This window comes from Burkholderia sp. LK4 (assembly GCF_001043615.1).
Classification (GTDB): Bacteria; Pseudomonadota; Gammaproteobacteria; order Burkholderiales; family Burkholderiaceae; genus Burkholderia; species Burkholderia cepacia.
In genome coordinates, this window is the sequence record NZ_LDUL01000036.1 from 58,697 (window position 1) to 79,403 (window position 20,707).

The 20,707-nt window shown below is 67.2% G+C and carries 22 protein-coding genes; 11 read left to right on the plus strand and 11 right to left on the minus strand.

Annotated elements, in window-relative coordinates:
• Window positions 1-2 precede the first annotated feature (2 nt).
• Complete coding sequence (locus VK92_RS19135; protein WP_021162990.1) at window positions 3-917, minus strand: LysR family transcriptional regulator; 915 nt, start codon at window positions 915-917, stop codon at window positions 3-5.
• A 109-nt stretch (window positions 918-1,026) separates the two neighbouring features.
• Between VK92_RS19135 and lysA the strand changes: the two genes are divergently transcribed.
• Entirely contained in the window at window positions 1,027-2,265 is a 1,239-nt protein-coding gene (lysA, locus tag VK92_RS19140; RefSeq protein ID WP_048023251.1) for a diaminopimelate decarboxylase, read from the plus strand.
• Between the two features lie 46 nt (window positions 2,266-2,311).
• On the opposite strand, the gene VK92_RS19145 is transcribed toward lysA, so the two are convergent.
• On the minus strand, window positions 2,312-3,013 hold the full coding sequence (locus tag VK92_RS19145; protein ID WP_048023252.1) for a helix-turn-helix transcriptional regulator: 702 nt from the start codon (window positions 3,011-3,013) through the stop codon (window positions 2,312-2,314).
• A gap of 77 nt (window positions 3,014-3,090) precedes the next feature.
• On the opposite strand from VK92_RS19145, the gene VK92_RS19150 reads away from it, so the two are divergent.
• Complete coding sequence (locus VK92_RS19150) at window positions 3,091-3,459, plus strand: VOC family protein (RefSeq protein ID WP_021162992.1); 369 nt, start codon at window positions 3,091-3,093, stop codon at window positions 3,457-3,459.
• A gap of 58 nt (window positions 3,460-3,517) precedes the next feature.
• Here VK92_RS19150 and VK92_RS19155 read toward each other — a convergent pair whose 3' ends face one another.
• A complete protein-coding gene (locus VK92_RS19155) occupies window positions 3,518-4,405 on the minus strand; it encodes a DMT family transporter (RefSeq protein ID WP_021162993.1) in 888 nt (295 codons plus the stop codon).
• A gap of 126 nt (window positions 4,406-4,531) precedes the next feature.
• Here VK92_RS19155 and VK92_RS19160 point away from each other — a divergent pair, with 126 nt between their 5' ends.
• From VK92_RS19160 to VK92_RS19170, 3 genes are all read left to right on the plus strand, one after another.
• Window positions 4,532-6,010, plus strand: coding sequence for an aminotransferase-like domain-containing protein (locus VK92_RS19160; RefSeq protein WP_048023254.1), 1,479 nt, complete (start codon window positions 4,532-4,534; stop codon window positions 6,008-6,010).
• 179 nt (window positions 6,011-6,189) lie between these two features.
• Window positions 6,190-6,891 (plus strand): M35 family metallo-endopeptidase, encoded by a 702-nt coding sequence (locus VK92_RS19165; RefSeq protein WP_048023256.1) that lies wholly within the window; start codon window positions 6,190-6,192, stop codon window positions 6,889-6,891.
• The gene (locus tag VK92_RS19170) at window positions 6,885-7,364 is read left to right on the plus strand and encodes a hypothetical protein (protein WP_053077874.1); all 480 of its coding nucleotides are present in this window, start codon (window positions 6,885-6,887) and stop codon (window positions 7,362-7,364) included. Before VK92_RS19165 ends, VK92_RS19170 begins: the two co-directional genes overlap by 7 nt.
• Before the next feature lie 85 nt (window positions 7,365-7,449).
• Here VK92_RS19170 and VK92_RS19175 read toward each other — a convergent pair whose 3' ends face one another.
• Complete coding sequence (locus VK92_RS19175) at window positions 7,450-8,883, minus strand: nicotinate phosphoribosyltransferase (protein WP_048023260.1); 1,434 nt, start codon at window positions 8,881-8,883, stop codon at window positions 7,450-7,452.
• Between the two features lie 74 nt (window positions 8,884-8,957).
• Entirely contained in the window at window positions 8,958-9,998 is a 1,041-nt protein-coding gene (locus tag VK92_RS19180) for a bifunctional nicotinamide-nucleotide adenylyltransferase/Nudix hydroxylase (RefSeq protein ID WP_021162996.1), read from the minus strand.
• Window positions 9,999-10,179: 181 nt separating this feature from the next.
• On the opposite strand from VK92_RS19180, the gene VK92_RS19185 reads away from it, so the two are divergent.
• The 3 genes from VK92_RS19185 (at window position 10,180) to VK92_RS39050 (ending at window position 12,643) form a co-directional block, all read left to right on the plus strand.
• Window positions 10,180-10,632, plus strand: a complete 453-nt coding sequence (locus VK92_RS19185; protein ID WP_021162997.1) for a type II toxin-antitoxin system RatA family toxin — start codon at window positions 10,180-10,182, stop codon at window positions 10,630-10,632.
• A gap of 215 nt (window positions 10,633-10,847) precedes the next feature.
• The gene (locus VK92_RS19190) at window positions 10,848-11,735 is read left to right on the plus strand and encodes a DUF4261 domain-containing protein (protein WP_048023262.1); all 888 of its coding nucleotides are present in this window, start codon (window positions 10,848-10,850) and stop codon (window positions 11,733-11,735) included.
• Window positions 11,736-11,854: 119 nt separating this feature from the next.
• On the plus strand, window positions 11,855-12,643 hold the full coding sequence (locus VK92_RS39050; RefSeq protein ID WP_053076275.1) for a lysozyme inhibitor LprI family protein: 789 nt from the start codon (window positions 11,855-11,857) through the stop codon (window positions 12,641-12,643).
• Here the strand turns inward: VK92_RS39050 and VK92_RS19200 are convergent.
• From VK92_RS19200 to VK92_RS19220, 6 genes are read right to left on the minus strand one after another with little or no spacing between them, the layout of a single operon-like run.
• Entirely contained in the window at window positions 12,640-12,999 is a 360-nt protein-coding gene (locus VK92_RS19200; protein ID WP_231616464.1) for a hypothetical protein, read from the minus strand. The genes VK92_RS39050 and VK92_RS19200 overlap by 4 nt on opposite strands.
• Window positions 13,000-13,052: 53 nt before the next feature.
• Window positions 13,053-13,436 carry an adenosylmethionine decarboxylase gene (speD, locus tag VK92_RS19205; RefSeq protein WP_048023267.1) on the minus strand — a complete coding sequence of 128 codons (384 nt, stop codon included), beginning with the start codon at window positions 13,434-13,436 and terminating at the stop codon, window positions 13,053-13,055.
• A complete protein-coding gene (locus tag VK92_RS41910) occupies window positions 13,433-13,582 on the minus strand; it encodes a hypothetical protein (RefSeq protein WP_153489189.1) in 150 nt (49 codons plus the stop codon). Before VK92_RS41910 ends, speD begins: the two co-directional genes overlap by 4 nt.
• Window positions 13,579-15,096: a DUF4178 domain-containing protein gene (locus VK92_RS19210; RefSeq protein WP_048023269.1), complete on the minus strand. Its 1,518-nt coding sequence runs from the start codon at window positions 15,094-15,096 to the stop codon at window positions 13,579-13,581. Before VK92_RS19210 ends, VK92_RS41910 begins: the two co-directional genes overlap by 4 nt.
• 9 nt (window positions 15,097-15,105) lie before the next feature.
• Complete coding sequence (locus tag VK92_RS19215) at window positions 15,106-16,146, minus strand: SPFH domain-containing protein (RefSeq protein WP_048023271.1); 1,041 nt, start codon at window positions 16,144-16,146, stop codon at window positions 15,106-15,108.
• Window positions 16,147-16,173: 27 nt separating this feature from the next.
• Window positions 16,174-16,560 (minus strand): DUF350 domain-containing protein, encoded by a 387-nt coding sequence (locus tag VK92_RS19220; protein WP_021163477.1) that lies wholly within the window; start codon window positions 16,558-16,560, stop codon window positions 16,174-16,176.
• Between the two features lie 121 nt (window positions 16,561-16,681).
• Between VK92_RS19220 and VK92_RS19225 the strand changes: the two genes are divergently transcribed.
• The 3 genes from VK92_RS19225 (at window position 16,682) to VK92_RS19235 (ending at window position 20,704) form a co-directional block, all read left to right on the plus strand.
• Window positions 16,682-18,196 (plus strand): polyamine aminopropyltransferase, encoded by a 1,515-nt coding sequence (locus VK92_RS19225; protein ID WP_048023273.1) that lies wholly within the window; start codon window positions 16,682-16,684, stop codon window positions 18,194-18,196.
• The gene (locus VK92_RS19230) at window positions 18,196-19,815 is read left to right on the plus strand and encodes an NAD(P)-binding protein (protein ID WP_048023275.1); all 1,620 of its coding nucleotides are present in this window, start codon (window positions 18,196-18,198) and stop codon (window positions 19,813-19,815) included. The genes VK92_RS19225 and VK92_RS19230 overlap by 1 nt, the downstream gene beginning before the upstream one ends.
• A gap of 124 nt (window positions 19,816-19,939) precedes the next feature.
• Window positions 19,940-20,704: an N-acetylmuramoyl-L-alanine amidase family protein gene (locus tag VK92_RS19235; RefSeq protein WP_048023276.1), complete on the plus strand. Its 765-nt coding sequence runs from the start codon at window positions 19,940-19,942 to the stop codon at window positions 20,702-20,704.
• Window positions 20,705-20,707 lie beyond the last annotated feature (3 nt).

Below are 20,707 nucleotides of genomic sequence, written 5' to 3' on the forward strand. Positions count from 1 at the left end.
CGTCAGCCGAGGATCGCGGCCAGCCGGCGGCGGATCGCCTTCGCCTCGCCGCGCAGCGCATCGGTGAACGCATCGACGAGCAGGCTTTTCGGCCGGTGCTCGGGCACGATCACGCTGACGCGGTACGGAAACGACCGGGTGAGCGGCCGCACGTGCAGGTCGCGCCCGACGAAATCGAGCGCGGTCAACGGATTGACGATCGCGACGCCGAGCCCCTGCCGCACGAACGCGCACACCGACACGGCCGACGGCGTGTCGACGACCGAGCGTGGCGCCACGCCGAGCTGCGCAAACGCCTCGTCGATCAGGATGCGGTACGGATCGTTCAGCGACAGGCTCACGAATGGACGATCGGCGAGATCCGGCAGATCGATCGCATCCTGCGCGAGCAGCGGATGGCCGTCGGGCAGCACGCATACTTCGTCGACTTCGAGCAACGGCGTGAGCACGGTGCCGGCCGGCGCGACGTCGTGCTCGGTCAGCCCGAGGTCGTAGCGCTGCGCGGTGAGCCACTCTTCGAGCATCGGCGATTCCTGCGTTTCGACCGACAGGCTGACGCCCGCATGGGCGTCGCGAAACCGGCGCGCCGCGCCGGGGAGGATCGCGTGCGAGAACGCCGGCAGCGCGATCACCGACAGTTGACCGTCACGAAACTCGCGCAGGCGCGCGGCCGTGGCCGCGACGCGTTCAAGCCCCACATACGCGAGCCGCACGTCGTCGAACAGCGTCAGTGCGGCCATCGTCGGCCGCAACCGGCCGTGCGCGCGCTCGAACAGCGCGAAGCCGACGACCTGCTCCATGCGCGCGAGCTCGCGGCTGATCGTCGGTTGCGACGTATAGAGCATCTCGGCCGCCCGCGTCGTGCTGCCGGTGACCATCAGCGCGCGAAAGACCTCGATATGGCGGTGCGTGAGCATGATCGTCTATATCAAATGTGAATCGAATTTCGATAAATAGGCATTTTACTGCATAGATAAACAGGCGCATCATTCACGTCATCCGTTCATTCGACCCGATTCATCCGCCATGTCCCTCGATTCCCGCCAGCTCGCGACGCTCGCGCAGCAATACGGCACCCCGCTGTGGGTGTACGACGCCGACGTCATCCGCGACCGCATCGCCCAACTGCGTCAGTTCGACGTGATCCGTTATGCGCAGAAGGCCAACTCGAACGTCCATATCCTGAAGCTGATGCGCGAGGAAGGCGCGTGCGTCGATGCCGTGTCGCTCGGCGAGATCGAGCGCAGCCTCGCGGCCGGGTTCAGCCCGGCCGGCGAGCCGGAAGGCGTCGTGTTCACGGCCGACCTGATCGACCGCCCGACGCTCGCGGCGGTGCTGAAGCACGGCGTGACCGTGAACGCCGGTTCGCTCGACATGCTCGCGCGCATCGGCAAGCACGCGCCCGGCCACCGCGTGTGGCTGCGCGTCAACCCCGGTTTCGGCCACGGCCACAGCAACAAGACCAACACCGGCGGCCCGCAGAGCAAGCACGGCATCTGGATCGACGACGTGCCGCGCGCGATCGAGATCGTGCGCCAGTACGGGCTGAAGCTGGTCGGCATCCACATGCATATCGGGTCGGGCGTCGACTACGGCCACCTGTCGCAGGTATGCGATGCGATGGTCGACCTCGTCACGTCGCTCGGCCATGACATCGACGCGATCTCGGCCGGCGGCGGCCTGTCGATCCCGTATCGCGACGGCGAGCCGCGCGTCGACGTCGGTCACTACTTCAGCCAGTGGGACGCCGCGCGCAAGCGGATCGAACGGCATCTCGGCCACCCGGTGCGCATCGAGATCGAACCGGGCCGCTTCCTCGTCGCCGAAGCCGGCACGCTCGTCACCGAAGTGCAGGCCGTCAACCGCCGGCCGAAGCACGATTTCGTGCTGATCGATGCGGGCTTCAACGACCTGATGCGCCCGTCGATGTACGGCAGCTACCACGCGGTGTCGGTGCACGCGCACGATGGCGCGCTGCCGGCCGGACGGCCGCTGGTCGAGCTCGCGATCGCGGGGCCGCTGTGCGAATCGGGCGACGTGTTCACGCAGGACGCGGGCGGCGTGGTCACGCACCGCAAGCTGCCGCAGCCGCAGATCGGCGACCTGCTGTTCCTGCACGACGCGGGCGCGTATGGCGCGTCGATGTCCTCGAACTACAACAGCCGGCCGCTCGCGCCGGAAGTGCTCGTCGATCGCGGCACGCCGCGGCTGATCCGCCGCCGGCAGACGATCGACGAATTGCTCGCGCTCGAAACGTTCGAGTAAGGCCGGCACGACGGAACGGGGTGCGCGGCCTGCGCACCTCGCCCCCTCACCTCACCGTCACGCGCACGTCGGCGCCCGCCGCACGCCACGCCTTCAGCAACGCCGCGCGCCGCCGCGGATAGCGCACGTCCAGCCGTTCGAGCGCGACGATGCGATCCGTCCGGAAATGCCGGAAATCGTTCCGGCCTTCGCACCACGCCGCCAGGATGCGCACGTCATTGAAATAGCCGAGCGCGAATGGCCACACGACCCGTTCGCCGCCCGTTTTCCGGCCCTCGTCCGCGTAGCGGATCCTGACCTTGCTTTCGGTACGGATCGCCATGCGCACGACACCCATGTCGACGGTTTCCCGATCGACGATCGTGCGCGGGCCGACGAGCAGCGTCGTGCATTCCATCTCGCGGCGCAGCTCGGCGGGCAACACCGCAGAGATCTTCGCGAGCGCATCGGACGCAGCCGTCGTGAGCTGCGCATCCGCGAACTTCCCGACCCAGCGAAAACCGAGCATCAGCGCTTCCAGCTCCGTTTGCGAGAACATCAGCGGCGGCAGCATGAACCCGGCACGCAGCACATAACCGACACCGGGCTCACCGTCGATGTCCGCGCCCTGCGCCTGCAGCGACGCGATATCGCGATAGACCGTACGGAGGCTGACGCCGAGTTCCCCGGCCAGCACGCGGCCGCTCACCGGGCGGCGGTGGCGCCGCAGCACCTGCAGCAGCGCGAGCAATCGTTCGGCACGCGTCATCGTTCCATGCTGCCATTTTCTGACAGCATCCGTTCATAGAATGGGACGCATCTTAATCGATCCCGGGACGGCCCCGCATGACCTCTCCGAATCTCGTTCTCCTGTATGTCGACGACCCGACGCGCAGCGCGCAGTTCTACGCGCGCCTGTTCGGGCGCCCGCCCGTCGCCGCGTTTCCCACCTATGCGGCATTCACGTTCGACAACGGGTTGCACCTGGGCCTGTGGTCGACCCGCGCGCGCGATTTCGTGTCGGGCGGCGCCGGCCACCGCTCGGAGCTGGCATTCATGGTCGACGACGACCACGAGGTGCGGCGCCTGTACGAAGCGTGGAAAGCGCTCGGCGTGACGTTCGAGCAGGCGCCGATGACGGCCGTGTTCGGCCTGACGTTCGTCGCGCTCGACCCGGACGGCCACCGCTTGCGCGTGTGTACCCCGGACGATTGAGCGCGAACGGGCGCGACCCGCGGCGGGTCGCGCCCGCTCCCTCTACCAGGCGCGCGCGTCAGCCCGCGCGCTGCACGGGTGCCACTTTCGAGAAGTATTTCGCGCCCGCCACGCAGCCGACCACGACGACCGTCACGACGACCATCGACGGCGGAACCGTCTCGTGCAGCAGCCCGGCCGCCAGCAGCAGGCCGAAGAACGGCTGCAGCAGCTGCAACTGGCCGACGCTCGCGATCCCGCCGAGCGCGAGCCCGCGATACCAGAACACGAAGCCGATCAGCATGCTGAACAACGACACGTACGCGAGCCCCCACAGTGCGGCGGCATCGACGCCGTCGAACGACGCGGGCGAGGTGAGCCACGTGAGCGGCAACATCAACGGCAGCGACAGCACGAGCGCCCACGAGATCACCTGCCACCCGCCGAGCTGACGCGACAGGCGCGCGCCTTCCGCGTAGCCCAGCCCGCATGCGACGATCGCGGCCAGCATCAGCGCATCGCCGATCACCGACGCCTGGCCGCCGTTGCGCAACGCAAACGCAGCCACCGCACCGCTGCCGACGATCGAGAAGATCCAAAACGGCAGCCGCGGCCGCTCGCCGCCGCGCCACACGCCGAACAGCGCGGTCGCGAGCGGCAGCAGCCCGACGAACACGATCGCGTGCGCGGACGTCACATGTTTCAGCGCGAGCGCCGTCAGCAACGGAAAACCGACGACGACCCCGAGCGCGACGATGGCCAGCGACACGGCCTCGGCGCGGGTCGGCCGCCGCTGCTTCAGCACGACGAGCAGCAGCAGGCCGAGCGCGCCGGCGATCGTCGCGCGCGCGAACGTGAGGAACAGCGGGTCGAGCCCCTGCACCGCGATACGCGTCGCGGGCAGCGAGCCGCTGAAGATGATCACGCCCAGCAGGCCGCTGAGCCATCCGTCGGTCGTCTTTTGCACGGGAAATCCTGAACGGGGAAAGTGGATCACCGATGATCCGCCGCCCGTGAAAAGCGCGTAAGCTACAGCCCAATACAATTCCGACAAACTGTACTGGACAACCGTCCGTACAGTTCATTCTTCGCCATGAGCCATTCCGCGCCGCTTTCCGTTCCGCCCGCACCGTCGCGCACGCGCGTGGAAACCGTGATGGACACCTTGCGCGCGCGGATCGCGAGCCGCGCGCTGATGCCCGGTGCGCGCGTCCCGTCGATCCGGATGATGGCCGACGGGCTGGGCGTGTCGAAATCGACCGTCGTCGATGCATACGAGCGGCTCGCGAGCGAAGGCGTGCTCGTCGCGCGGCGCGGCTCGGGCTTCTACGTGTCGGGGCACGCGCCGCCGCTCGCGCTCGCCGATCTCGGCCCGCGTCTCGATCGCGAGCTCGATCCGCTGTGGCTGTCGCGCCAGTCGCTCGAGGCCGCGCCGACGACCGTGAAGCCCGGCTGCGGATGGCTGCCGCCGTCGTGGCTGCCGGACGAGAGCCTGCGCCGCGCGCTGCGCGCCGTGTCGCGCGACGAATCCGACGCGCTGACCGATTACGCGACGCCGCTCGGCCTGCCCGCGCTGCGCCAGCAGCTCGCCTGGCGGCTCGCGCAGCACGGCGTCCACGCGGAACCCGCGCAGATCATGCTGACCGACGGCGGCACGCATGCGCTCGACCTCGTGTGCCGCCTGCTGCTGGAGCCGGGCGACACGGTCGTGCTCGACGATCCGTGCTACTTCAACTTCCAGGCGCTGCTGCGCGCGCATCGCGCGCGGATCGTCAGCGTCCCGTACACGCCGAACGGCCCCGATCTCGCGCGCTTCGAGCAGGTGCTGGCCGAGCACCGGCCGCGCCTGTACATCACCAACGCGGCGCTGCACAACCCGACCGGCGCGACGCTCGCGCCGCCCGTCGCACACCGCCTGCTGACGCTCGCGGCCGAGCACGGCCTGCTGATCGTCGAGGACGACATCTTCGCGGATTTCGAGAGCACGCCCGCGCCACGCCTCGCGGCCTTCGACGGGCTGTCGCGCGTCGTGTCGATCGGCAGCTTCTCGAAGACGCTGTCGGCCGCGGTCCGCTGCGGCTACGTCGCCGCGCGCCCGGAATGGATCGAGGCGCTCGTCGACCTGAAGCTCGCGACGTCGTTCGGCCATGCGCAGATCGGCGCGAACGTCGTGCACCGGCTGCTCGTCGACGGTACGTACCGGCGCCATCTCGACAGCCTGCGCGCACGTCTCGCGGATGCAATGGGCGAGACGATCCGGCGTCTCGCACGCGCGGGCCTCGGGATCTGGACGGAGCCGCGCGGCGGCCTGTTCGTGTGGGCGGAGTTGCCCGACGGGCTCGACGCCGCGCGTGTCGCACGCCATGCGCTCGATCACGATGTGGTGCTCGCGCCGGGCAACGTGTTCAGCGCGTCGCACGGCGCGACCTCGTTCATGCGCTTCAACGTGTCGCGCTGCAAGGGGCCGGCGGTGTTCGATGCGCTGGCGCGGGCGATGGAGGCGGTGCGGGCGGCGGAGCACACGGGTGCGCGGGACGATGCGGACGGGCGCGTGCTGACCGGCGAGCCGTGAGAACGGGCGGAAGCGCAAGCGGTAATCGAATGGTTCCGGCATCAGCGTTTTCCTTCACTTGCAGCGTCATCGTTCGCGCTCGCGGTAGATGAGTCGCAAAATCGTACTCATCCCATAGACGAGCGCGCCCCCGACAACCGATAGTTTTCCAACTTTTTTTACCGGGATCTATCGAGCCAATGAACGGGATTCTGAATTCACACGATGCCGACGAAAACGAAGACGACGAATGGGTTTTCGTTGGAACCGCCTACACGAACACGACGCCAGGATCCGTTCATGTCGTCGACCTTGACCCGACACCGATCTGCGAGAACATGCCGAACAAGGCATTCCGGAAACTGATCGTGCGGTTGCGTGACGCGGCGATTTCGTTGATTCAGGATCGGATTCACGGTGTTGCACATTGGGAGCAAAGAGAACAGGAACGCGTCCATACCTGGTTCGGGCGATCCGATGAGGAAATTCGACATCACCTACGGATCGGGTTGCCGAAGCTTCTGCGCGTCATGCAGGAATTGAAACCGGAAAATGTCATCCGCTGGGACGAGCAGAAACAGCGAAACATCACGTGTACCGTGTTTCCCGACAACGGAATCACCGATGCCGCCGTATGCAAACCCGATTCAGACAAGCGAATCATCGCAATCTATCCGCACTTCTGCACGCTTCCCGACGCTCGACTCTCTTCCAATTGCAAGTTGAAGGTCTTGATTCACGAGTGCACGCACTACGTCGATACCTTCGACTCGAATGACGAAATCTACGGATTCGGGACCGGCCTGAAATACTGGGCGCGGGATCATCGGGATCTGGCAATCAATAACGCCGACAGCCTCGCTTGCTATATTTCGTTCTTTGACGACAGGGTCTTGTGGTGAGGTCTCCCGCGCATCTGACGAGCATCGCGCTCGGGTTATGCCTGGCGTTTTCGCCGCCGCTCGCGGCATGTACCGTTTCCGAAGACATGCTGGACAGTGTCGCGCTCAACTCTTCCGCCATTCCGAATGAGGATCGAGTCAAGATAGCGGACATGGTTATCCGTGCCCGTCAGTGGCCTGATGCGGACATTCGCGGCATCATCTCTGCCGGCGCGTATATCGGTGAAAAGGACCCACAAGTGCTTGCGCTGCGTCGAGCGGCCAATCTGAGGGAATACCTCGTCCAGCTCGGCGTCAAGGACGAGAACATCTGGACAGACACGCACATGATCTCGAAACCGTATCCGAAAGACAGCGCCGGCTACGAGGGTTATCTTCAGATCGGACTGACCCTGGTTCCGCTGTGCACGGACGGATGCCGGCATCTTTGCGACGATCCTCGCATCACGCCGACATCCAGAGCCATTCGTTGATAACGATCTTCTTTCGACGAAGCCGCCATCGAACATCGCAGGTGGCGGGGTGACGCGAACGCCGCGCGTCACTCCTCCGCCTACCTCACACCTCCCCTGCGTGCGCCCTCGCCCGCACCTCGGCAAACGACGTATCGACGAGCAGGCGCCCCGTATCGAACATCGTCTCGAGCGCTTCTTCCCACTCGCCTTCCAGCATCCGGTCGTCCCACGCAACCGGCAGCGTCGTCGTCCGATACTCGCCGGTTCGAACATTGCGCAGCAGCGTGAGCCGCCCTTTCTTCGAGCGCTTGCCCTGATCGGTGACCGGATCCTTGCGAACGTCGTGCCACTCGCCGCCGCGCCGGATCGCCGAGCACTTCATCGCGAAGCGCTGCGTATCGCGGTTCACCTGCTGCAGCAGCGCGCCACCCATGCCGAACACCACATTGCCGGCCGCGTAACCCGCTTCGTCGAGCGCGGAAAGGATCGCTTCGATCGACAGCTCGTCGACACCATCGCCCTGGATCACGCGCACGCGGTTCAGCACGCGCCGCCCCTTGCCGTTCACGGTCGAGCCGAACGACGCGTCCAGCGCACGCACGGTCTGCAGCACGATCTTCACGGGGTCGCCCGAATCGGGACGCACGACCAGCGTCGCGCCCGACTCGAGCACGGCCTGCCGAAGCTCGCCGCCCCACAGGTCGAGTGCGGCGAACAGATCGTAGGAGTCCGACACGACCGACACGATCGCGCCGGGCAAGCCGAAGCGCGCAATCATGTTCCGGTACGCGTCGGCCTCGCCTTCGCGCCCCCACGACGTGATCGTGCTGTGCTCCGCCGCCGGCACCGAGTACGCGGCCATCGGCTCGCGATAGAAGCGGTTCGCGGCCAGCACGCCGAGCACCGTGTCCGAGCCCATGAAGTTCACGAGGTGCGCGGCGCCGCCGATCGCGGCCGACTCCGCGCTCGACACGCCGCGCGCGCCGAAGTCGTGCAGCTTGAACGGCAGTTGCGCGAGATCGTCGTCGGTCTTTTCGAGGAAGCGGCGGATCGTCTGCCGCAGGTGCCAGCTGCGCGTCGCGACCGTCACCGGATACCAGACCCGCAGCAGCATCGTCTCGAGATACGACGCGAGCCAGAACACCTGCGGGTCGTCGCATTCGACCGTCATCAGCACGTTGTGCACCGGCACGACCGAACCCTCCGGCACCGCACGGATCTTCACCGGCAGATAACCGTCGTAGCGTTCGACGATATGACGCCAGCCGGCTTCGTTGAACGGCTCGCCGTGCACCGTGAAGAAATCGCACGCTTCGTCGATCATCGCGTGCGTGATCGGCTTGCACAGATATTCCTTCAGCAACATCTGCAGTCCGAAGAACACCGTGCGGTCGTAACGGCCGCCACGCGATTCGACGTACGAGAACATCGCCTGCGCGTCGGGCGGATATTGCAGGAAGTGGGAAGCCTTGTACGAATCCGTGTTGAGGATCGGATTGGCGAGAACCGCGGCAAAGCCGCCGGGAACGTTTTGCATGGCTAGAGCTCCTCTAGGCCGTTGAAGTGCCGCCGCGTCTGTCGCGGCGGACCGGAATGCGGGGAATCAGCGGATCAAAGCTTCCCCAGGAAGTGATACGCGATGTCGAAGTGATCCTCGAACATCACGTTGCGCATCTGCGCGAATTCGTTCAGCGGCACCCAGCGCGCCTTGTCGGCGTCGTCGCTGCCCTTCACGCGCGGCAGTTCGCCGGTCGGGAAATTGAACAGGCACGCGTGCGTGATCGTGCGGCCGCGCAACGAGCGCGTAGGGTGATCGAACACCTGGCGATCCTTGATCGAGCCGCGCAGCACGGGCTCCGGCAGCTTCAGGCCGGTCTCCTCGCGCAGCTCGCGGATGCAGGCCGCGTCGAGCCGCTCGTCCTGGTTCACGAACCCGCCCGGCAGCGCCCACAGGCCGCGGCCCGGTTCGCTGCGGCGGCGCACCAGCAGGATATGGCCCGAGTGCACGACCACCGCGTCGACCGTCACGAACGTGACCGGATACGGGGCGGCCGCCCACGCCTTGCGATACGCGGCGATGAATTCGGCTTCCGACTTCAGTTGCGCGAATTCCGGCTGCGTGCGGAAACGCTCGAGCCAGCCGAACACGGGTTCCGGCACGGCCCATTGCACGAAGCTGTTGGGGCGTTCGGCGAAATACTGGTCGCGGATCTCGGTGGCGGAAATGTCTTCCGTCGCGTCGACGTCGACGAGTTCCCATTGCGGGAACATCCGCAGGTAATACGACGTGGCGTCCTTCTCGTGGCCGATCAGCCCGACCTTGCGCTGCGCGACGTCGCCGAGCGCGGACGCGACGGCGTCCTGCACCCAGCGCACCCAGTCGCCGTCGTTGTAGGTCGAATCCTGCAACGGCGCGATCGTCACGCGGTCGCGCTCGGACGCGTCGAGCAGCGAAGCCAGCATCTGGCGGCGCTCGTCGAACGAGAATGGATCCTTGATGGTGCGGGGCTTGTCGGTCGACCCGATCAGCACGCACACGCGCTCGGCCCGGCTCAGTGCCGACTTCAGCACGTTCAGGTGACCACGATGCGGAGGCTGGAAACGACCAATGAAAACGAGCGCGTCGAAGCGCCGGTTCTGTTGCGTACTCATGAGGCTCCCTCAAGAGATTGAAACGCTTCGGGTCTTTCCCGAAGGGTTGGTGTGAATCGTAGGGGAAATCCCGGAGGTCGTCAATCGAGCCCTTGCTCGACTTGACGAAGTATGAAGAAATGCTCCGAATCGGCGGGTTACACTCGATTCCATCCCAATCCGCGCCATTGCACCCGCCATCATGAGGATCTCAGTCAGCCGGACCGTCGGCGTCGATCGCAGGCGCCTCTTCACGTGGTCGCAGGATTACGCGCGGCGGCTCGTGTGGGACAGCTTCCTCACCGATGCCTATCTGCTCGACGGCACGACGGCCGACGTTGGCGTCGACGCGTTCTGCCGCAGTCAGTCGGGCGCGACGATGGTGTCGCGCTACATCTCGTACCGGCCGCCGCAGGTCGCGGCCGTCGAAATGGTCGACGGCCCGAAAGTGCTCGAACGCTTCAGCGGCAGCTGGAACTTCACCGAGCGCACACCCGGCACAACCGAGGTGAAATTCACGTACCACTTCCGCGCCCAGCCGGCCTGGCTGCGCTGGCTGCTCGAACCGCTGATCGGCGCGTTCTATCTGGTGCAGACGCGCCGGCGTCTCGACTCGTTCAAGCGCTGGGCCGAAGCGGAAGCGCTGCCGCACTGACCGGCGAGCGCGGGCCGCACGGCCCGGCGTGTCTGCGCCGCCTCCCCCCGAATACGTCCGAACGCGCGATCGCCGCGCCGTCCCGGCATGCGCCGCGCATTTGCCAGATTCGCCGAACCCGGGGAAACTACGGGCGGCCGTCACCCCGACGGCGCGCCCCGACCGAGAGAACGGGGCACCTCTCACTGCAACGGCTTCGACACGAACCTACTCCAATGAGCCTGATATCCCGATTCTTTGGCCGCAAGGAAGAACCTGAAAACCCGGTCGCGCTGGTCGCGGCGCCCGACGTCGAGAACCCGCTGAGCGTGACGGTCGTCTTCGACGGCCCGCTGCAGGTCGATATCGCAGCGCTGACGGCCGCGCTGCGTGCGTACCACCCGAGCATGAAGCAGGCGCGGGTCGAAACCGAGCCGACGCTCGAGCAGGTATTCGGGCTCGCCGGCTGGGGCAACCACGTCGTCCGGCTCGTCGGCTTCGACGCGCCCTATCCGTCCGAGGCACTGGAAGCCTGTGTCGCACCGGCCCACTACGGGCAGGACCTGAAGCAGCAGGTGCGTGCGAGCCGCAGCCACGTGATCCTCTACTACGCCGGGCACGAAGCGAATCCGCTCGACCAGTACGTCGCGCTGGCGGCCGTCGCCGGCGCGCTGGCCGAACAGAACGGCCTCGCGGTGCTGAACGAGCACGCGCATACGTCGCTGCCGGCCGGCGTCTTCAATGCGAAGGAACTCGGCGAGGAAAGCCTCGAAGTGCTGCGGGACATCCCGTTGAACCTGTTCTTCTGCGGCTTCGTGAAATACGAAGTCGAAGGTGTCGACGGCGTGTGGATGCGCACCTATGGCGCCGACGTGTTCGGCCTGCCCGATTTCGCCGCGCTCGCGGAAGGCCATCACGAAGGCGAACGCTATTCGGGCATCTTCAACAACGTGATGCACTACCTGCTGGAAAGCGGCGCGCGCATGCATGCGGGCGAAACGATGCAGATCGGCGCGGAAACGTTCATGAAGCTGCGTGAACCGCTCGAGCACGAGTATTACCTGCAAGGCCCCGCGCAGGTGCTGGTGGCCGAGCTGATCTCGGCGGATCAGATCAATCGCTGATTCCACCTCGCCGCGTCTTTGCACGGCGCACGGGCTCGGAAGTTCGTGAACCACGTGCGCCGCTGCGTCACATGACGGCGGCATGAAAGCCGCCGCTCGAACCCGATGAGGAGTTCCCCGTGTTCGGTTTTCGCCTGAGTCTCACGCTGGCCGCCATCGGCCTCTCGTTGTCGGCGCACGCCGACAGCATCGACTGCTCGCGCGCGAAGACGCGCACCGAGCGCCTGATCTGCAGCGACAAGGCACTCGTATCGGCCGACAGCGCATTGGCAAGCGCCTACTACGGCGCACTCGATATGGCGGCCGACCAGCAGGCCGTCGTCCGATCGCAACGCGCATGGCTCGCTCAACGCGATGCGTGCGCCGATGCAGCCTGCATCGCCACCGCTTACCGCGACCGTCAGGCAGCGCTGAAGCAGGTGAAGCATGCGGGCTGGAAAACCTATCGCGATCCGGCGCTGGGCATCTCGTTCGAGTACCTCGGGAACCGCCAGATCAAGAAGCCGTGCCCTGAAATCGGCGGCGAGCGCTGCGTCGCGGTCGTCGGCCGCAACATGACGAACAGTAGCTATTTCATCGCGTTCGAGATCGTCGATGGCGCGCTCGAACCCGTTGCGGAAAAGAAAGCCGGATTCGAGCGGCAGGACGACGGCAAATGGATGTCGACGTACGGTCGCGGCACGCCGCAAGAGGTCGAACGCTTCTCCGGCGCCGGCTGGCGCGGCATGCGCGCGACGATCACGTGCGGCATCAGCGATCCGGAAACCGGTTTCCACGCGGCCGGCGGCGAATGCTACTGGGCCGTGCTGAGCAACGGCAAGCGCGCGGCCGTCGCGAATACGCAGGGTATCGTCGGCACCGACGACGCGACGTTGCACAGCGTGTCGACGTTCCGGTTCGACCGCTAACGTGCGCCGCCCCCGCGCAACGGGAACGTTTCCGCCCCCGCATCGCGGCGCAACGTGACCTCCGTACCGGTCAGCCATCCTGACGATTGAAGGATCGGGCGCGCGATCGCGTACAGGCGGTCGGCGCTCGCACCATAGAAGTACAGGTAACCGTCGTTGCCGTCGCGATGCAATTCCGTCTCGCCCAGCTCGCCGGCGCCTGCCTGCTTCACCGCGCGATCCAGCCGTTGCTCCAGCGCGTGAAGGCGTGCCTTGTCCTTCTCGTAGTAATCGAAGTGCATCATCACGACCGGCCCGGGCGGCTTCGGCGACACATCAGCGGCCGCGTTGGCGGCAAGCAGCGCCCAGCCGAGCAACGCAGCAAATCGGATTCTGTTACACATATCGATAAAGGAAGTGAATCGCCCGCTCACGTCGGCGCACCGCCGCGCGCAACCTGCTGCCGGACTTGCGCCTGCGTACCGAGCGCAGCGGCAATCGCATCGACCGCCTCGGCCGCGCGCGCCGCGCCGCACATGAACGCGTCGACGGCCGCGAAGCGATGCTCGGGCCACGTATGGATCGTGATGTGCGATTCGGCGAGCAGCACGACACCCGTCACGCCGTGCTCGCCGCCGAAATGATGGAAATGCGCGCCGATCACGCGCGCGCCCGCCTGCCGCGCCGCTTCGGTGAGCAGCGTCTCGAGCCGTGCGGCATCGCGCAGCAACGCCGCGTCGATGCCGGCCAGGTCGGCCAGCACGTGCGAGCCGAACGTCGCGCGCGGCGGCGCGATCCCGTCGCGCGCGGTCATTTGTGCGACCCGTACGACGAGTAGCCGCTGCGGGCCGACGAACTGCCCCAGCCCCCGCCGCCCGAACCGCTGCCGCCGATCGACGCGCAGCTGAACAGCGTGACGACGATCAGGCCGTAGACACCGTAGAGGATGTACCGGATCACGCGTTGCCCCCGTCCGACGCAAAACTCTTCCACAGCCATTCAGGCAGCCACAGCACCAGCAAGCCGACCAGCACGTAAACGGAGCGGCCGCTGAACGAGAACAGCGCGCCCATGTTCAGGATCACGAGCAGCGCGCTGAACACGAGCGGCAGCGGCGCGAAACTGTGCGGGCCTTTCCGGCCGAACAGGCCGGTCGACGCGGCGGCACCCGTTGTCGCGGCAGCCGCGGCCGTCGCGAGCGCCGGCGTGCCGAAGCGTTCGGCGAGCGTGCTGCCCGACAGCGGCCGCGCGCGCGACCAGACGATCTCCGCGTCGCTGCGCTCGCGCGTCAGCTTGTCCTTCTGCCAGCCATAGTCGATGATCGACGTGCGATCGCCGACCTGCACGCGCCAGTTGAACGCGCCGACCACGTAGACGACCTCGGAGTCGTATTCCTCGCGCAGGCGGTAGGTCTTGCCGCCGTCGGTCACGTCGGACTCGCTGCCGATCGTCGGCCACTGGTCGAGCACCTGCACACGCTCCCAGCGCCCTTCGCTCTGCACGAGCCACAGGAAACCGCGCTTCGGGTTCAGCAGCAGGTATTCGTCCCACGTCTCTTCGTCGCCCGGCACGCGGCAGCGCATCATCCCGATCACCGTGTACTTCACGCCGTCGAACGTGCCGATCGCGCCGAGTTCCAGCGCCCCCTTCACCGCGTCGAGCTTGCGCTGTGCCGCGAACACGGTCTGCTGCTCGGCCGTGCACTGCACGCCCGCATGGCAACTGCCGCACACCACGTAGTCGGCCACGCTCGGCGCATACGACAGCGGCGCGCCGCAGCTCGGGCACGCGAACGGCACCATCTCCGCACCGCGCTTCTCGCGCGTATCGTTGTCGGTATCGCGCAGCCCGGTGAACGCGAGCGCATCGAACTCCAGCGCTTCGCCCGTATAGACGGCCGGACTCCCGCCGTTCGAATCGGCGTCGGAATAGTCGTACGTCGCGAATGCGTTGCCGGTCCGCAGGTCGACGACGCGCGCCTCCCAGCCGGCATCGACGCGGAACGGCAGCTCGCCGTCGCCGCCCGTGCAGCGCGCGGTGCGCACGTCGGACACGAGGAACACGCGGCCGCCGTGGTCGATCCGCATGCCCGGCTCCAGTGTGCCGAACGCGGGCCACGCGCCGCCGGACGCATCGTCGGGCTCGCGCACCGTCACCGCATACTGGCCCGACGCATCCGACAGCCAGCCGAACGTGCCGTCGTCGAACACGACATACCACTCGCTCCACACGCCGGCGTCGTAGGTCATCTGGATGCGCCCGAGCACCGTGAACGTGCGCTTGCCGTAGCGCCCGGCCGTGCCGATCTGGATCGGCGACGCATCGTCGAGCACCGTGGCCAGTTCGCCGATCCGCTCGACGTCGGTCCCGCGCTTGAGCAGCGTGCTGCGGCAGAACGCGCAGACGGCCATCACCGCCGCCGCCGAGCGAAACTCGACCGGCGCGCCGCACTGGGGGCACGAGGTACTGAACATGCGCGACGCTTACCGGGTGAGCTTCGCGAGGATCTCGGCCTTCGCGCGCGAATATTCGTCTTCGGTCACGAGGCCCTTGTCGAACAGCGTCTTCAGCTGTTCGAGCCGCTGCACGTAGTCGGTGCCTTCCGCCGGCGCGGCCGCCACCGGCGCTGCAGCGGGCGCGGGCGGCGCGGCCGGCGCCGGTTGCGCGGCGCCCGCGATCTGGCCGGCCATCGCCTGACCGATCGCCGCGCCCGCGGCGAGCCCCGCGCCGACGCCCGCGATGCCGCCCGGGTTCTGCGCGGCGAGCGGAATCGCCTGCGCGGTCTGGTATTGCGTGGCGCGTGCGAGATCGCCGGCCATCCCCGCGCCGATCCGCAGGTCGAGCGCCTTCTGCAACTCGGCCGGCAACGACACGCTCTCGACCGCGAACGCGTCGAGCGCGAGGCCGTAGCGCGTGAATACAGGCGCCAGCGCGTCGGCGACACGCTGCGACAACAGCGACTGGTTCGCGGCCATGTCGACGAACGGCACGTCGGCCGAGCCGAACGTCGTGCTCATCGCGGTCACGACGAGGTTGCGCAGTTGCTGTTCGACCTCGTCGACCGTGTACTGCGCGCGCGTGCCGCTGACCTCGCGATAGAACGCGGCCGCGTCGACGATCCGGTACGAGTAGATGCCGAACGCGCGCACCTGCACGAAACCGAATTCGCGGTCGCGGATCGTCACCGGCTGCGCGGTACCCCAGCGGCGGCCGAGCTGCAGCCGCGTGCTGAAGAAATAGACGTCCGACTTGAAAGGCGACTGAAAGAGTTTGTCCCAGTTCTTCAGGTACGTGAGCACCGGCAGCGTATTCGTTTCCAGCGTGTACAGCCCCGGCTGGAACACGTCGGCCACCTTGCCTTCGTTGACGAAGATCGCGACCTGCGTTTCGCGCACGGTCAGCTTGCCGCCGTACTGGATTTCCTGGTCTTCCATCGGATAGCGCCAGGCCAGCACGCCGTCGGTGTCTTCCGTCCATTGCAGGACGTCGATGAACTGCTTGCGGATAAACGATCCCAGACTCATGTCGATCTCCTCGAAACGCGTGGCGCGTCAGGTCAGGCAGGCGGCATTGATGATGCCGACGACGAGCGACGCGGTGCCCATCAGGCCGCCCATTGCGACGTTGCGATCCTCGATCGCATGATTCATGCCGGGCATCAGGCGCGTCAGCGCCGCATAGGTGATCAGTTGCACGACCATCGCGCCGACGGCCCAGATCACGACTTCGCCGAGTGTGGAATTGTGCGCGATGCTGGACGCGAGCGTCAGGCAGAAGCCGATCAGCGCACCGCCGAACGACAGCGTCGCGGCCGCGTTGCCGTCGCGGATCAGCGCCAGTTCGTCGAACGGGGTGACCTTCAGGTACACTGCCGCGAACACAAGAAGCAGCACGAACGCCGACAGTAAATGAACCGCATAGAGATAGGCACTATTCATTCTTTCCCTCGGATTTTGTGCTCGGTTCGCCGCCCCGTCGCCGGCCGGCCCCCGCAGGGCCGGCGGACAAAATTCCGCGCCAGTATATCCACATTGCCGAACACTGCACAACGGATGCGCCATGCTGCATAAGCGTGCGCTCGTCCTGTCGATTCTCGTGCTCGCGTCGTGCGGGCTCGGCTACGAACTGATCAGCAGCGCCCTGTCGAGCTACCTGCTCGGCGATTCGATCCTGCAGTTCTCGTCGGTGATCGGCAGCTACCTGTTCGCGATGGGGATCGGCTCCTGGCTCGCGAAGTTCGTCGAGGACGACGACGTGCTCGACCGCTTCGTCGATATCGAGCTGCTGGTCGGCCTGCTCGGCGGCGTGTCGGCCGCGCTGCTGTTCGCGGTATTCGCCTGGCTCGCCGCGCCGTTCCGCGCGGCGCTTTACGCACTGGTGCTCGCGCTCGGCCTGCTGATCGGGATGGAGATCCCGCTCGTGATGCGCGCGTTCCAGCAGCGTCGCCAGGCATTCCGCCATACCGTCAGCGAAGTGCTGACGTTCGACTATCTCGGCTCGCTCGCCGTGTCGCTGATCTTCCCGCTCGTGCTCGCGCCGCGCCTCGGCCTGCTGCGCACCAGCTTCCTGTTCGGGCTCCTGAACGCCTTCGTCGCGCTGTGGACGACGCACCTGTTCCGCGACGAGATCCGCAACGTGCGCGGCAAGCTGATGCGCGCGTCGCTCGTGATCGGGCTGCTCGTCGCCGGCTTCGTGCTGTCGGACCGCATCACGCACTGGGCCGAACACGGCGTGTACGGCGACGAGACGATCTATTCGGAAACGACACCGTACCAGCGCATCGTGCTCACCCAGTGGCACGACGACATGCGGCTGTACCTGAACGGCAACCTGCAGTTCTCGTCGCGCGACGAGCATCGTTATCACGAAGCGCTGATCCACCCGACGATCGACGCACTGCCGTGGGCGAAGCGCGTGCTCGTGCTCGGCGGCGGCGACGGGCTCGCGGTGCGTGAACTGCTGAAGCACCGCAACCTCGAACAGATCACGCTCGTCGATCTCGACCCCGCGATGACGAAGCTATTCTCGACGTCCGCCCCGCTCGTCAAGCTGAACCAGGGCTCGCTGAAGGACCCGCGCGTGCACGTGATCAACGACGACGCGATACGCTGGCTCGAATCGAACGCCGACGTGTACGACGCAATCGTGGTCGACTTCCCCGACCCGACCAACTTCGGGCTCGGCCGGCTGTATTCGGTGCCCGTGTTCCGGCTGCTCGCGCGCCACCTGTCGGAGAACGGCTATGCGGTGATCCAGTCGACGTCGCCGTATTTCGCGCCGCACGCGTACTGGACCATCATCGCGACGCTGCACGAAGCGGGGCTCAACACGTGGCCGTACCACTGCTACGTGCCGTCGTTCGGCGACTGGGGCTTCGTGATCGCCGGCAAGCGCCGCGATTTCACGGTCCCGACGCACTACTCGGTGCCCACCCGCTGGCTCGACGCGCAGACGGCCGCCGAGATGTTCCACTTCCCGGCCGACATGCCGGCGCTGCCGATGTCGCCGAACGAACTCAACGACCAGCCGCTCGTGCGCCGCTTCGACGACGACTGGAAGCACGTGCTGCGCTGATGGACCGCCGCACGTTCCTCGTCGCGTCGGCCGCCGCATCGCTCGCCGCCTGCGGGCGCACCGGCTGGATCGAGACGACGCCGCAGGTCGGCTACCCCGGCATGCGCGAAGGCCATGCGCTGCGCGATCATGCGACGCTGCCGCCGCCTTCCGGCACGATCGAAACCGACGTCGCGATCCTCGGCGCGGGTGCCGCCGGGCTGTCGTGCGCATGGCAGCTTGCGCGCGCAGGGCACACGCGCTTCACGGTGCTCGCGGGCCCCGAATTCGGCGGCAATGCCGCCGGCGGCCGCTTCGGCGATCTCGGTTATCCAAAGGGCGCGCACTACCTGCCGCTGCCGTCGCTCGAATCCGCGCACCTGCGCGACATGCTCGCCGATCTCGGCGTGATCGAATCCGCGCCGTTCTCCGCACGCCCCGTGTACGACGAACGCGCGCTCGTGCATGCGCCCGACGAACGGCTCTTCATCGCCGGCCAGTGGCAGGACGGCATCGTGCCGACCGCCGGCCTCGGCGCAGACGAACTCGCGCAACAGGCGAAGTTCTTTGCCTACACCGACGGGCTGCGCACCGCGCGCGGCGCCGATGGCCGCAAGGTGTTCTGCATCCCGATTGCCGAATCGTCGCGCGACCCGCGCTGGCGCGCGCTGGACCGGCGCTCGTTCCGCCAGTGGCTGCTCGACGAGGGCTACACCGCGAAGGCATTGCACTGGTACCTGAACTACTGCTGCCGCGACGACTATGGCGCCGGGTACGAGCGCGTGTCCGCGTGGGCCGGCCTGCACTACTTCTCGTCGCGCGGCGGGCACGCGGGCGATGCGAGCGACGGCGCGGTGCTGACCTGGCCCGACGGGCTGCACACGATGGTGACGAAGCTGAGCGATTCGATCACCGCGCGCACCGGCTCCGGCGCGTGGTCGCGCGACGGCTTCGCGGTGCGCGCGACCGAACGCGCGGGCGGCGTCGACGTGCTGTGCGCGCGCGTCGGCAACGACGGTGCGCCGTCGACGTTCATGCTGAAGGCGCGGCGCGTCGTGAGCGCGATGCAGCTGTTCGTCGCGGCGCGCGTGTTTCCGCAGCTCGGCGCATACGGCTTCGACCCCGCGCGCGACCTGCCGCCGCGCGCGCCGTGGCTCGTGTCCAACTTCCTGCTCGACGGCATGCCGGCCGAGGAAGCGGGCGTGCCGCTCGCGTGGGACAACGTCGTGTACGACGGCGCGGCGCTCGGTTATGTCGTGTCGACGCACCAGCTGATCCGGATGTCGCCGCCGACGCGTTCGGTGTTCTCCGCCTATCAGGCGTTGAGTACGCAAACGCCGGACGACACGCGCCGCTGGCTCGCCCAGGCCAGGCCCGATGCGTTGCGCGAACAGGCGGCGATCGACCTGCAGGCCGTCTACGGACGCGAACTCTGGAAGCACGCGACGGCGCTCGAGATCACCGTGCGCGGCCATGCAATGGCGACACCCGACGTCGGCTTCCTGAGCCGGCCGGGGCTGCTCGCGCTGCGCGAGGCCGACGGCCCCGTCGTGTTCGCGCATGCGGACCTGTCGGGGCTGTCGCTGTTCGAGGAAGCGTCGTACTGGGGCATGCTGGCCGCCCGGCGCGTGCTGGCCTGACCGCCGTCATCCGTCATTGCGGCGCCGCCGCCAGCCGCTATAATCGCGCGACATTCCGACTGCATTGAGCAGGCCGACGGTGCCGCGCCGTCCGACGCGCCGTATGCCCTCCTCGACAACAACAATGACGAACCGAACCATCCGACGCCTTCGCCCGTTCGTGCGCGCCGCCGCGCGCGTGCTCGCCTGCACTGCGCTGCTCGGCGTGCCGCCGGCGCTGCATGCGGCCGACACCGCGGCCACCGCCGGCACCGCACCCGCCTCCGGGCGCTACATCGTCGTCGACACCGGCCATACGCCCGCTCACCCGGGCTCCACCGGCGCGAGCGGCCGCGTCGAATACCTGTACAACCTCGATCTGTCCGCGGCGGTCGCCGACAAACTCGCCGCGCATGGCGACCGCGTGCTGCGCACGTCGGCCGACGGCCGCGAGATCTCGCTCGACCAGCGCTCGACCCAGGCGCCCGACGCAAACCTGTTCGTGTCGATCCATCACGACTCGATGCAGCAGCAGTTCATCGACGCCGGCCGGCAGCGCGAATTCCGCGGCTTCTCGGTGTTCGTGTCGGAACGCAATCCGCACTATGCGGAAAGCCTGCGTTGCGCGAAGGCGATCGCCGGGCGGCTGGTCGCGGCCGGCGAACGGCCGTCGCTGTATCACGCGCAGCCGATCCGCGGCGAGAACCGCCCGCTGATCGACCCGGCACTCGGCATTCACCGCTTCGACGATCTCGTCGTGCTGCGCACCGCGCCGATTCCGGCGGTGCTCGTCGAGGCCGGCGTGATCGTCAACCCGGACGAGGAAGCACGGCTTGCGCGTCGCGAGACGATCCAGAAGCTGTCCGCCGCGATCGCGGGCGGGATCGACGCTTGCACCGCGCCGCAATAAACG